This is a genomic window from Sphingobium sp. BS19, from assembly GCF_027925545.1.
Classification (GTDB): domain Bacteria; phylum Pseudomonadota; class Alphaproteobacteria; order Sphingomonadales; family Sphingomonadaceae; genus Sphingobium.
In genome coordinates, this window is record NZ_BSEF01000012.1 from 69,945 (window position 1) to 81,205 (window position 11,261).

14 protein-coding genes are annotated in these 11,261 nt (G+C 60.0%); 12 read left to right on the forward strand and 2 right to left on the reverse strand.

What is annotated here, in order from left to right; all coding sequences use genetic code 11:
* Nucleotides 1-99 precede the first annotated feature (99 nt).
* On the reverse strand, nucleotides 100-435 hold the full coding sequence (locus QMG56_RS15275) for a cell division protein ZapA (RefSeq protein ID WP_281823142.1): 336 nt from the start codon (nucleotides 433-435) through the stop codon (nucleotides 100-102).
* Nucleotides 428-616 (reverse strand): hypothetical protein, encoded by a 189-nt coding sequence (locus QMG56_RS15280; protein ID WP_281823143.1) that lies wholly within the window; start codon nucleotides 614-616, stop codon nucleotides 428-430. Before QMG56_RS15280 ends, QMG56_RS15275 begins: the two co-directional genes overlap by 8 nt.
* A gap of 55 nt (nucleotides 617-671) precedes the next feature.
* On the opposite strand from QMG56_RS15280, the gene QMG56_RS15285 reads away from it, so the two are divergent.
* The 12 genes from QMG56_RS15285 to QMG56_RS15340 all read left to right on the forward strand — a co-directional run bounded on the left by QMG56_RS15285 (nucleotide 672) and on the right by QMG56_RS15340 (nucleotide 11,261).
* Nucleotides 672-857: a hypothetical protein gene (locus QMG56_RS15285; protein WP_281823144.1), complete on the forward strand. Its 186-nt coding sequence runs from the start codon at nucleotides 672-674 to the stop codon at nucleotides 855-857.
* Nucleotides 854-2,821, forward strand: coding sequence for a transketolase (gene tkt / locus QMG56_RS15290; protein ID WP_281823145.1), 1,968 nt, complete (start codon nucleotides 854-856; stop codon nucleotides 2,819-2,821). The genes QMG56_RS15285 and tkt overlap by 4 nt, the downstream gene beginning before the upstream one ends.
* Before the next feature lie 18 nt (nucleotides 2,822-2,839).
* Entirely contained in the window at nucleotides 2,840-3,850 is a 1,011-nt protein-coding gene (gap, locus tag QMG56_RS15295) for a type I glyceraldehyde-3-phosphate dehydrogenase (protein ID WP_230189252.1), read from the forward strand.
* A 67-nt stretch (nucleotides 3,851-3,917) separates the two neighbouring features.
* Nucleotides 3,918-5,123 carry a phosphoglycerate kinase gene (locus QMG56_RS15300; protein ID WP_281823177.1) on the forward strand — a complete coding sequence of 402 codons (1,206 nt, stop codon included), beginning with the start codon at nucleotides 3,918-3,920 and terminating at the stop codon, nucleotides 5,121-5,123.
* An 82-nt stretch (nucleotides 5,124-5,205) separates the two neighbouring features.
* Nucleotides 5,206-6,099, forward strand: coding sequence for a fructose bisphosphate aldolase (locus QMG56_RS15305; RefSeq protein ID WP_230189253.1), 894 nt, complete (start codon nucleotides 5,206-5,208; stop codon nucleotides 6,097-6,099).
* 63 nt (nucleotides 6,100-6,162) lie between these two features.
* Nucleotides 6,163-6,861: a thiamine phosphate synthase gene (gene thiE, locus QMG56_RS15310; protein WP_281823146.1), complete on the forward strand. Its 699-nt coding sequence runs from the start codon at nucleotides 6,163-6,165 to the stop codon at nucleotides 6,859-6,861.
* Between the two features lie 74 nt (nucleotides 6,862-6,935).
* Nucleotides 6,936-8,012, forward strand: coding sequence for a L,D-transpeptidase (locus tag QMG56_RS15315; protein ID WP_281823147.1), 1,077 nt, complete (start codon nucleotides 6,936-6,938; stop codon nucleotides 8,010-8,012).
* A gap of 3 nt (nucleotides 8,013-8,015) precedes the next feature.
* Nucleotides 8,016-8,603, forward strand: a complete 588-nt coding sequence (locus QMG56_RS15320; RefSeq protein ID WP_281823148.1) for a M23 family metallopeptidase — start codon at nucleotides 8,016-8,018, stop codon at nucleotides 8,601-8,603.
* A gap of 42 nt (nucleotides 8,604-8,645) precedes the next feature.
* The gene (gene efp / locus QMG56_RS15325; protein WP_230189256.1) at nucleotides 8,646-9,212 is read left to right on the forward strand and encodes an elongation factor P; all 567 of its coding nucleotides are present in this window, start codon (nucleotides 8,646-8,648) and stop codon (nucleotides 9,210-9,212) included.
* A gap of 219 nt (nucleotides 9,213-9,431) precedes the next feature.
* A complete protein-coding gene (locus QMG56_RS15330; RefSeq protein ID WP_281823149.1) occupies nucleotides 9,432-10,244 on the forward strand; it encodes an inositol monophosphatase family protein in 813 nt (270 codons plus the stop codon).
* Nucleotides 10,245-10,353: 109 nt separating this feature from the next.
* Nucleotides 10,354-10,728 carry an NADH-quinone oxidoreductase subunit A gene (gene ndhC, locus QMG56_RS15335; RefSeq protein ID WP_281823178.1) on the forward strand — a complete coding sequence of 125 codons (375 nt, stop codon included), beginning with the start codon at nucleotides 10,354-10,356 and terminating at the stop codon, nucleotides 10,726-10,728.
* The gene (locus QMG56_RS15340; protein WP_230189259.1) at nucleotides 10,719-11,261 is read left to right on the forward strand and encodes an NADH-quinone oxidoreductase subunit B family protein; all 543 of its coding nucleotides are present in this window, start codon (nucleotides 10,719-10,721) and stop codon (nucleotides 11,259-11,261) included. The genes ndhC and QMG56_RS15340 overlap by 10 nt, the downstream gene beginning before the upstream one ends.

The window sequence follows — 11,261 nt, forward strand, 5'->3', positions numbered from 1 at the left end:
CGGGCCGAGGCCCGGTCAGGGACAGCCCCCTTGGATGTGATTATCGCCTCAGGGATGTTCGCTAAAGCTCGTACCAGGCAGTGCCCGCCACCAATGTATCTAGGGTGCCGCCGGGGCAGGGGCAAGCCTTTCCGCAAGGCTTTCGAGGCGCCCAGCCAGGCTTTCGATCATAACCGCAGCACTATCGTCGTTTTCCGGCAGCGCGAGGCTGCCTTGCCGACCGGCCAGTTCGCGTTTCAGATCGTTGATTTCATCGGCCAGAAACAGCGCGGCGAAAAGCAATTGCCGTACTTCGGTGAGACCCGGCGTCGATTGTCGTGCCACATAAGCCTTAGCGTCCACCAAACCGGCCAGCGTATCGAGATGCACTTCCTCGCCATCACGACAATGAATGGCATATTGTCGCCCGCCAATGCTCACAGTGACTTCAGCCATGGGATGCTGCCTTCAATTCGGCGATAAGGACATCCAGCGATCGTAGCGCGGCAGTCGCTTCGGCATGATTGACGGGGGGGGATTTCGACGTTGCATCGGCCCGCTGCTCCACTGTCCGCTCGATCTGGGACAGTGCGCGCTCCATTCGGCCGATGGCCTGCATCATGCGATCACTCGACATGAAACATACATAGCAGCAAGAGCGCCCCGAGCGAAAGTGCTGATATCACTGTGCGATGCAGCATAAAGCTCATGCCGGTTATCGGGCGCTATGTCCTGTCGCGGCCTTTCAAATGGTTGCCGCGGTTGACGCCTGTGTCTTCTGGCGACAAATGGGGGCCAAATTACGACTCGCCGCATCCACCGCCGTCAAGGCGTTCCGCTGGCGCAACTTCGACCGGGAAGAACAGAAAAGCCGATGACCGTTTCCGAAACGATGCTCGCCAACGCCATCAGGGCGCTGTCCATGGACGCGGTTCAGGCCGCAAACAGCGGTCATCCGGGAATGCCGATGGGCATGGCAGATGTTGCGACGGTCCTGTTTCGGGAATATCTGAAGTTCGATCCATCGGCGCCTAAATGGGCCGACCGCGACCGTTTCGTGCTGTCTGCGGGCCATGGCTCCATGCTGATCTACAGCTTGCTGCATCTCACCGGCTACGCACGTCCGACCATTGAGGACATTCGCAATTTTCGGCAGTTGCACAGCCCTTGTGCCGGGCATCCTGAGAATTTCGAACTTGCTGGCATCGAAACGACCACCGGCCCGTTGGGGCAGGGGCTTGCGACGGCTGTCGGTATGGCCATTGCCGAACGGCATCTGAACGCGACCTTTGGCGACGATCTCGTCGATCATCGCACATGGGTGATCGCAGGCGACGGCTGCCTGATGGAAGGCATCAACCATGAAGCCATCGGCCTTGCTGGACATCTGGGTCTTGGTCGCCTGATCGTCCTGTGGGATGACAACAAGATTACGATCGACGGCGCAGTCAGCATGTCGAGCAGCGAAGATATCGGCGCGCGTTACACTGCAACGGGCTGGCATGTCGTGTCGTGCGACGGTCACAACCCGGCCGACATTCGCCGGGCGATTGCCGAAGCAGTCGCCGATCCTCGTCCGTCGCTTATCGCTTGCGCCACCAAAATCGGCTACGGTTCGCCCAACAAGAGCGGCACCTCCGGCGTGCACGGTTCGCCCTTGGGTGCGGATGAAGTCACGGCATCGCGGGCGTTTCTGGGTTGGGACTCGGAACCGTTCGTCATTCCTGCCGATGTCGCCGCCGAATGGCACAAGGCTGGTACACGCAGCGCGGACGTTCGCACAGCTTGGGAAGAACGCCTCGCAAACAACGCCAGTGCCTCAGAATTTGAGCGCCGGATGGCCGGTGATTTGCCTGCCGACTTCAGCCTTGAAGCCTATATCGACAGCCTGATCGCCAATCCGCAAAAAGTCGCCACCCGTCGCGCGAGCGAACTGACGCTGGGCGCAATTAACGATCTGCTGCCGGAAACGCTTGGCGGATCGGCTGACCTTACCGGGTCGAACAACACCAAGACCAAATCGACCACGCCGCTGACGAAGGACGATTATTCCGGCCGCTATGTCTATTATGGCATTCGCGAATTCGGCATGGCGGCGGCGATGAATGGCATGGCCTTGCACGGTGGCGTCATTCCCTATGGCGGCACGTTCCTTGTTTTCTCGGATTATTGCCGCTCGGCCATTCGCCTCTCCGCCTTGCAGCGCGCGCGCGTGATCTATGTGATGACGCATGACAGCATCGGTCTTGGCGAAGACGGTCCGACGCATCAGCCCATCGAGCATGTGATGAGCCTGCGTATGATCCCCAATCTCGACGTGTATCGCCCGTGCGACATCGTCGAGACAGCGGAATGCTGGGAGTTGTCGCTGCAGGATGCGACCGGCCCGTCGCTTCTTGCGCTGACGCGCCAGAACTTGCCGCAGCTTCGCACCGAGAAGAGCGAAAATCTCTCGGCAAAGGGCGCCTATCGCCTTCGTGCCGCAAAGGCCGAACGGCGCGTTGTTTTGATGGCGACCGGTTCGGAAGTCGAGATTGCCGTTCAGGTTGCCGAGGCTCTCGAAGCGTCTGGTTTAGGCGCAGATGTCGTCTCCATGCCGAACTGGGCGCGGTTCGATGCGCAGACCGCAGCCTATCGCGATGACATCCTTCCAGAAGGCGTGTTGCGCGTATCGATCGAGGCGGGCGTCACCTTTGGGTGGGAACGCTACACCGGTATCGGCGGCCTTCGCTTCGGCATAGACAGCTTCGGCGCGTCCGCCCCTATCGACGCTCTCTACGACCATTTCGGCCTCACCGCCGCAAAGATCACGCCGCAAATCGTTGCGGCTCTCGACACCTAAGAACAGGAGCTAGTGCAGATGGCTGTTAAAGTAGCAATCAACGGTTTCGGACGTATCGGTCGCCTAGTCGCGCGTGCGATCCTGGAGCGTACCGATCATGACCTCGAACTGGTCAGCATCAACGATCTGGGCGATGCGAAGGCAAATGCGCTCCTCTTCAAGCGCGACAGCGTCCACGGCCCGTTTGCCGGTACGGTCGAAGTCGACGGCAACGACATGATCGTCAACGGCAAGCGTATTGCGGTTACCGCAGAACGCGACCCCGCCAAGCTGCCGCATGCAGCGCAGGGCGTCGTCATCGCTCTGGAATGCACCGGCTTCTTTGCGGACAAGGCATCTGCCTCGAAGCATCTGGAAGCAGGCGCGAAGCGCGTCGTCATCTCGGCTCCGGCCAAGAATGTCGACAAGACCATCGTGTTTGGCGTCAACCATGAAACGCTGACGGCGGATGACATCGTCATTTCTAACGCAAGCTGCACGACCAACTGCCTCGCGCCGCTGGCGAAGGTGCTGAACGACAACATCGGCATCGAACGCGGCCTGATGACCACGATCCACAGCTACACCAACGACCAGAAAATCCTGGATCAGATCCACAGCGACCCGCGCCGCGCACGCGCTGCGGCCATGTCGATGATCCCGACGACCACGGGCGCTGCCCGCGCCGTTGGCGAAGTCATGCCCGAACTGAAAGGTAAGCTGGACGGTTCGTCGATCCGTGTGCCGACCCCGAATGTCTCGGTCGTCGACCTCACCTTCACGCCTAAGCGCGACACGACCGTCGAAGAAGTGAACAGCTTGCTCAAGGCAGCCTCTGAATCCGGTCCGCTCAAGGGCGTGCTCGCCTACACCGACGAACCGCTGGTCTCGATCGACTTCAATGGCGATCCGGCAAGCTCGACCGTGGACAGCCTCGAAACTGCCGTCATCGATGGCAAGCTGGTTCGTGTGCTGAGCTGGTATGACAATGAATGGGGTTTCTCCAACCGCATGATCGACACGACCGGCGTGGTTGTCGGCCTGCTCTAAAACTTTCTGCCGCCCGCCAATCATCCGATTGGCGGGCGGTTTCATATAATTCGACATGGGGATGACATTGGCAAAGCCGTTCAAAACGCTCGACGACATGGGTGATCTCACTGGCAAAGCCGTGCTGGTGCGCGAGGATCTCAACGTCCCGATGCAGGACGGCGCGATCACGGACGACACCCGTCTGCGATCAGCGATGCCCACTGTACTCGAACTGGCCGATCGCGGTGCAAAGGTGCTTATCCTCGCGCATTTCGGTCGTCCCAAGGGGCAGAAATCGCCCGACATGTCGCTCAGCCTCGTCACCCGTGCGCTCGGCCATGTGCTGGGCCGTGATGTGCAATTCATCCCCGATTGTCAGGGGCAGGCCGCCGCCGACGGCATTGCCGTGATGCGGGGCGGGGACATTGCGATCCTTGAGAACACACGCTTTCATGCCGGTGAAGAAAAGAACGATCCCGCGCTGATCGACGCGATGGCGGCACTGGCCGATTACTATGTCAACGATGCCTTCTCCGCCGCGCATCGTGCCCACGTCTCGACCGAAGGTTTGGCGCACAAATTGCCTGCGTTTGCCGGTCGTGCGATGGAAGCGGAACTCGATGCCTTGCAGAAGGCACTCGGTACGCCTGAAAAGCCGGTCGCAGCCGTCGTCGGCGGCGCCAAGGTGTCGTCCAAGCTCGATGTGCTGACCCATCTGGTGACCAAAGTCGATCACCTGATCATAGGTGGGGGCATGGCAAACACCTTCCTCGCCGCGCGCGGTGTCGATGTCGGCAAGTCGCTCTGCGAGCATGATCTGGCCGCTACCGCCGAAGGCATTCTCGATGCCGCCGACGCTGCCGGTTGCACGATCCATCTTCCGTATGATGTCGTGGTGGCCAAGGAATTCGCAGCCAATCCGCCTTCGGTCCGTACATGCAACGTCCATGAAGTCGCTGCCGACGAAATGATCCTCGATGTCGGGCCTGCCGCTGTGGAGGCGCTCGCCGATGTGCTGAAAACATGCAAGACGCTGGTATGGAACGGCCCGCTGGGCGCGTTCGAAATGGCGCCTTTCGACAAGGCCACCGTCGCGCTGGCACAAACCGCTGCGGCGCTAACCCGAGAAGGTTCGCTGGTGTCGGTGGCTGGCGGCGGTGACACTGTCGCGGCGCTCAATCACGCAGGCGTTGCCGCCGACTTCACCTTCGTATCGACAGCAGGGGGAGCTTTCCTCGAATGGATGGAAGGCAAGGAATTGCCGGGCGTGAAAGCGTTGATGACCGCTTGAGATTCATGCTGCACTGCGGCATGGGGTTCGAATTCATCGCGCATTCCGCGCAAAATCAAAAATCTAACAGGAGTATGTGCAGATGCTCGATCAGGAAATGACCGACAAGATTGCCGCAGGCAAAGGTTTCATTGCGGCCCTCGACCAGAGCGGCGGTTCTACGCCCAAGGCGCTGAAAGGCTATGGGGTTGAAGAAGGCGCTTGGTCGACCGATGAGGAAATGTTCGGCCTCATCCACCAGATGCGCAGCCGCATCATCACGTCGCCTGTCTTCACCGGCGATAAAGTAATCGGCGCGATTCTTTTCGAACGCACCATGGACGGCGAAGCGGGCGGCAAGCCCGTGCCGCAGGCGCTGCGCGACCGGGGTGTCGTGCCGTTCATCAAAATCGACAAGGGCCTTGAGGACGAAGCCAACGGCGTTCAGCTTATGAAGCCGATGCCAGAACTCGATGCGCTGCTCGCCCGCGCCAAAGCGCTCGGCGTATTCGGCACCAAGGAGCGCTCGGTCATCAACCTTGCCAATCGCGAAGGCATCGCTGCCATCGTGAAGCAACAGTTCGAAGTCGGTCAGCAGGTTCTGGCCGGTGGCCTGATGCCGATGCTGGAGCCGGAACTGAACATCAAAAGCCCCGAGCGCGCCGAAGCAGAAGTGATCCTGCTCGACGAATTGCTCAAGGCGCTCGATGCGATGCCCGGCACCGACAAGGTCATGCTGAAGCTGTCGATTCCTGCCAAGGCCGGCCTGTTCGATCCGCTGGTCGATCATCCCCGCGTATTGCGCGTCGTGGCATTGTCGGGCGGTTTCGTCCGTCCCGAAGCCTGCGCCGAACTTGCCAAGAATCGCGGTATGATCGCGAGCTTCAGTCGGGCCTTGCTGGAAGATTTGCGCTTCCAGATGACCGACGCGGAGTTCGACGCTTCGTTGGGCGGCGCAATCGACGAAATCTACACCGCTTCGACCGTCAAGGTCTGAATGTTCTCCCATCCCTCGTCATCCCTGCTTTCGCAGGGATGACGGTTGGGCTAGGGGCGTGCGATGACCGATTTTACCGACGACGACCTCAAGCTCTCTCCGGAATTTGCCGCGCAGTTCGGCCAGCCGGGATTCCGGCCCGCCTGTCAGCTTTATCTGATATCGCCGCCGACCATCGATGAGGGCTTCCCCGACGCGCTCGCCGCTGCGCTCGACGCGGGCAAGGTGGCTGCGTTTCAGCTTCGGTTGAAAGGCATAGACGATCACGCGATTGCGGCGCTGGCCGAGCCGCTGCAAAAGATATGTGTGGACCGCGAAGTCGCCTTCATCGTCAACGACAGCATCGGGCTTGCCAAACGCCTTGGCGCGGATGGTGTACATCTGGGGCAGGGTGATGGCGATGCGCGCGATGCCAGGGCGCAACTTGGGCCGAAGGTTCAGATCGGTGTGACCTGCCACGACAGCCGCCATCTTGCGATGGAAGCAGGCGAGGCGGGCGCAGACTATGTCGCTTTCGGCGCCTTTTATCCCACGACCACCAAAGACGTAACGCACTTCGCCGATCCGGCATTGTTGGGCTGGTGGACGACGGTATTCGAACTGCCCTGTGTCGCGATTGGCGGCATCACGGCGGATAATGCCCGTCCACTGGTGGAAGCCGGTGCGGATTTCATCGCGGTCTCCAGCGCCGTATGGCAGCATCCCGAAGGTCCGGCAGCAGGCGTGCGGGTTTTTGCCGACGCATTGGCACCCCGCGGCTGAACCCTTTCCGCGCCCGAAGCGTTTGTTACGCTCAGGGATGGCCGAAAGGGAAAATTGTGAAATCAATCTGGCTGATGGCAAGCGTTGCTTTGCTGGCAGGATGCAACATCAGCATCGAGCAAGCCGATAACGGTTCTTCTTCGACGACCAACGTAGGCGGATCTGCAGCTGCATCCGTTGCCGATCCAAACAGCTTCCTATTCGAAGATGTCGATGAACGGACAAATCCGGAGAAGAACCCTAACCCCTTGATGCGTGCGCAGGTTTTGCTGGACCGATCTGGCTTCTCCCCCGGCGTTATCGACGGCAAGGAAGGGCAGTCCTTCACGCTCGCCCTGCGCGGCTTTCAGATTGCGCACGACCTTCCTGACACGGGTAAACCCGATCAAGCCACCATCAAAGCGCTCGAGAAATGGCCAGATATGAAGGCCACTCGCCTCGTCCGCATTCCCGCCGGTTTCGCAAAGGGTCCGTTTTTTCCGGCCTTGCCCAAAGAACCAGCCGAGCAGGCGAAGTTGCCCGCCCTGGGCTATCGCAATCTGATTGAAGCGCTGGCCGAGCGATTCCACACGACGCCAGAAACGCTCGTTGCACTCAATGGGCCAAAGGCACAGATTGGCGCCAATCAGGTCATTCGCGTGCCGAACGTTCCGAATATCGACCCGACGTCGCTCGGAGAAGATGTGCGCGGATGGAACCGTACTCTGGAAATGCTGGCGGTCGCGCCGGACCAGCCTGACGTCGCCAAGGTCGTCGTCGATAAGTCGGAAGGCGTGTTACGTGCTTACGATAGCGATGACAAACTGGTCGCGCAGTTTCCCGCTACGATGGGCAGCAGCCATGATCCGCTGCCGATCGGAACCTGGAAAATAAAGGGTGTAAGCAAGAACCCTGAATTTCACTATAATCCCAAGTTGTTCTGGGATGTGAGCGACAACAAGGAAGCGCAGTTATTGCCGCCCGGACCGAACGGCTCGGTGGGAGTCGTGTGGATCGACCTTTCCAAGCCGCATTACGGGATTCATGGAACCCCTGAACCCCACACGATCGGTCGTGCCGAAAGCCATGGGTGCGTCAGGCTGACCAATTGGGATGCAGCGAGACTGGCGCAAATGGTCAAACCGGGTATTCCTGCGATTTTCCAGAACTAGGTCGTGCGCCGCAAGACGGCATTGTGGCTGGTCGGAGCCGCACTGGCGACAACGCTTTTCCTCCGCTTTTGCGTTGTGATCGTCCCGCCGGACGCTCCTGTAGGCGGTCAGCCTGAACGGGCGTCTCCAGCGCGCCATACAGCGGGCTTGATTGTCCCTGTGCTCGGGGTGTCGCCTGACAAACTGACCGATACGTTCACGCAAGCGCGCGACGAGGGGGAGCGCCGCCATGATGCCATCGATATTCCAGCGCTATCGGGAACCCCGGTTGTGGCTGCCGCCAGCGGGCGTGTCGAGAAGCTGTTCGTAAGCGAGCAAGGGGGCAACACCGTCTATATTCGCTCCGCCGATCGACGATGGAGCTATTATTATGCGCATCTTGATCGCTATGCTGCTGGCCTCCGCGAAGGTCGGCCGGTGGGGCAGGGGGCTACGCTTGGCACTGTGGGAGCGACAGGCAATGCCGATCCGTCCGGACCGCATCTCCACTTTGCGATCAATGCCATGAACCCGCATGACCGCTGGTGGCAGGGAACACCCATCAATCCCTATCCCTTGCTGGCAGTTGCGCAGCCCGTCGCTTCCCGCTAAAGCGCCCGCCGGCTCTTTCCAATTTCAATAGGCAGAAGCGCGATGAAGATCAGCGGCGTGGACATTCGTCCCGGTAACAATATCGAATATGAAGGCGGCCTGTGGCGCGCCGTGAAGATCCAGCATACGCAGCCCGGCAAGGGCGGAGCCTATATGCAGGTGGAACTCAAGAACTTGATCGACGGACGCAAGAACAACGTCCGTTTCCGCTCCGCCGAAAGCGTCGAGCGCATCCGCCTCGATACCAAGGATTTCCAGTATCTGTATGCCGAAGGCGACATGCTGGTCTTCATGGATAAGGAAAATTACGAGCAGATCAATCTGGCGGCAGACCTGATCGGCGATGCGGCCGAGTTCCTGCAGGATGGCATGGAAGTGACGCTGGAAATGTATGACGAGCGCCCGATCTCGGTGCAGCTTCCCGATACCATCGAAGCAACGGTCGTGGAGGCCGACGCAGTGGTGAAGGGGCAGACTGCCTCTGCATCCTACAAGCCTGCGATTCTCGACAATGGCGTCCGCGTCATGGTGCCGCCGCATATCGTTGCTGGCACGCGCATCGTCGTGGACGTCTATGCGCGTGAATATGTAAAGCGCGCCGAAGGCTGACTGGTCTAATAGACCCCTCCCTTTCAAGGTAGGGGCATCTTTGGGTCGGTTAAGTCTCCCGGACTTGACCTGAACAGCACGGGGTGCTGTTCACCCTAAGATGGGTGGATCGCGAGCGCAGCGAGCGTCCGATCTAGCCCGTTTGGCTACGCCAGCGATTGCACGGCAATCGCACCCACCCCCTGCCCCTCCCTTGAAAGGGAGGGGGGAGTTTAAGTCATGGTATCCCATTCTGGTCTTCTTACCGTCATGGAACGCGCTGCGCGCAAGGCTGCGCCGCGTCTGCGTCGCGATTTCGGCGAAGTCGAACATCTGCAAGTGTCCCGCAAGGGGCCAGCGGACTTCGTTAGCATCGCGGACAAGCGCGCCGAAGAAACCGTGGTCGAGGAATTGCGCAAGGCGCGGCCCGATTGGGGCATATTGGCGGAAGAGGGCGGCGAAATCCCCGGCGATCCCACCAAGCCCCGCTGGATCATCGATCCGCTCGACGGTACGACCAACTTCCTCCACGGCATACCGCATTTCGCGATTGCGATTGCGGTTGAGGAGCCAATGCCCAACGGCAAGCGGGAAATCACCACCGGCCTCGTCTATCAGCCGATCACAGACGAAAGCTATTGGGCGGAAAAAAATCGCGGTGCGTGGCTACACGACCGTCGCCTGCGCGTTTCTGCGCGGCGCGATCTGGCCGATGCGCTGATTTCCACCGGCATCCCCTTCTTCGGGCATGGCGATGTCGCGCAATGGAGCCGTATCTTCGGCGCGGTCGCGCCTTCTGTTGCGGGCATCCGCCGGTTCGGTGCCGCGACGCTGGATTTGGCGCATGTTGCATCCGGTCGCTACGACGGCTTTTGGGAAAGCGGTCTTTCCACATGGGACGTGGCAGCGGGCATGTTGCTGGTGCGGGAAGCGGGCGGCTTCGTGACCGATTTCCGTGGCGGCGATCAGGTGATCGAACGGCGTGAGGTGCTCGCGGGTAACAACGTCATCCACAGCAAGTTGCACAAGCTTGTTGCAGGATCATTGCGTTAGGTTCAACCGGTACTAATTGAGAATCATTCTCACGCCTTCGCGCACTTGCTTCGCGGGTGCAGCAGCCCTAAAGCCGCTCCAACACGCCACTTTTGCCTTGGGGATTCCGTTGGTCGATCTCGCCCAATATCTGCCGATCCTGCTATTTCTGGCCGTCGCACTTGCGCTGTCCTGCGCCTTCGTGTTCCTGCCGATGGCAGTGTCTCGCCTGACCGGCGCGCATCAGCCCGATGCGGCCAAGCTCAGCGAATATGAATGCGGTTTCCCCGCGTTCGAGGAACCGCGCAGCCAGTTCGACGTGCGTTTCTACCTCGTGGCAATCCTCTTCATCATCTTCGATCTGGAAGCAGCGTTTCTGTTTCCCTGGGCCGTCAGCCTGGATCAGATCGGTTGGGCGGGATGGGCGACGATGATGGTTTTCATCTTTGAACTCGTTCTTGGCCTTGTATACGCCTGGAAAAAGGGAGCACTCGATTGGGAGTAGAACTCAGCCCGGCCGTTCCGCCGCAGGGGACGCTTCCGGATGCCGCTTTTTTCAACGATCTGAATGCCGAAGTGAATGACAAGGGTTTCCTTGTCACTTCGACCGAAGACCTGTTCACCTGGGCGCGCACGGGTTCGTTGTGGTGGATGACCTTCGGCCTCGCTTGCTGCGCGGTAGAGATGATCCACGTGAACATGCCGCGTTATGACATGGAGCGCTTTGGCGCGGCCCCGCGCGCGTCTCCGCGCCAGTCGGACGTCATGATCGTTGCTGGTACGCTGTGTAACAAGATGGCACCGGCGCTGCGCCGTGTGTACGATCAGATGTCAGAGCCGAAATACGTCATTTCCATGGGTAGCTGCGCCAATGGTGGCGGTTATTATCACTACAGCTACAGCGTCGTTCGCGGCTGCGACCGGATCGTTCCGGTGGACATTTACGTCCCCGGTTGTCCGCCAACCGCCGAAGCGTTGCTGTACGGCGTCATGCAACTGCAGCGGAAAATCCGCCGCATCGGCACGATAGAGCGTTAA

What these genes read in the sequence shown, in the direction of transcription:
- gap (WP_230189252.1), top strand. Translation starts at nt 2,840, where the DNA reads ATGGCTGTTAAAGTAGCAATCAACGGTTTCGGACGTATCGGTCGCCTA.
- QMG56_RS15330 (WP_281823149.1), top strand. Translation starts at nt 9,432, where the DNA reads ATGGTATCCCATTCTGGTCTTCTTACCGTCATGGAACGCGCTGCGCGC.
- QMG56_RS15280 (WP_281823143.1), bottom strand. Translation starts at nt 616, where the DNA reads ATGTCGAGTGATCGCATGATGCAGGCCATCGGCCGAATGGAGCGCGCA.
- QMG56_RS15305 (WP_230189253.1), top strand. Translation starts at nt 5,206, where the DNA reads ATGCTCGATCAGGAAATGACCGACAAGATTGCCGCAGGCAAAGGTTTC.
- QMG56_RS15285 (WP_281823144.1), top strand. Translation starts at nt 672, where the DNA reads ATGCAGCATAAAGCTCATGCCGGTTATCGGGCGCTATGTCCTGTCGCG.
- QMG56_RS15275 (WP_281823142.1), bottom strand. Translation starts at nt 435, where the DNA reads ATGGCTGAAGTCACTGTGAGCATTGGCGGGCGACAATATGCCATTCAT.
- tkt (WP_281823145.1), top strand. Translation starts at nt 854, where the DNA reads ATGACCGTTTCCGAAACGATGCTCGCCAACGCCATCAGGGCGCTGTCC.
- QMG56_RS15315 (WP_281823147.1), top strand. Translation starts at nt 6,936, where the DNA reads ATGGCAAGCGTTGCTTTGCTGGCAGGATGCAACATCAGCATCGAGCAA.
- thiE (WP_281823146.1), top strand. Translation starts at nt 6,163, where the DNA reads ATGACCGATTTTACCGACGACGACCTCAAGCTCTCTCCGGAATTTGCC.
- efp (WP_230189256.1), top strand. Translation starts at nt 8,646, where the DNA reads ATGAAGATCAGCGGCGTGGACATTCGTCCCGGTAACAATATCGAATAT.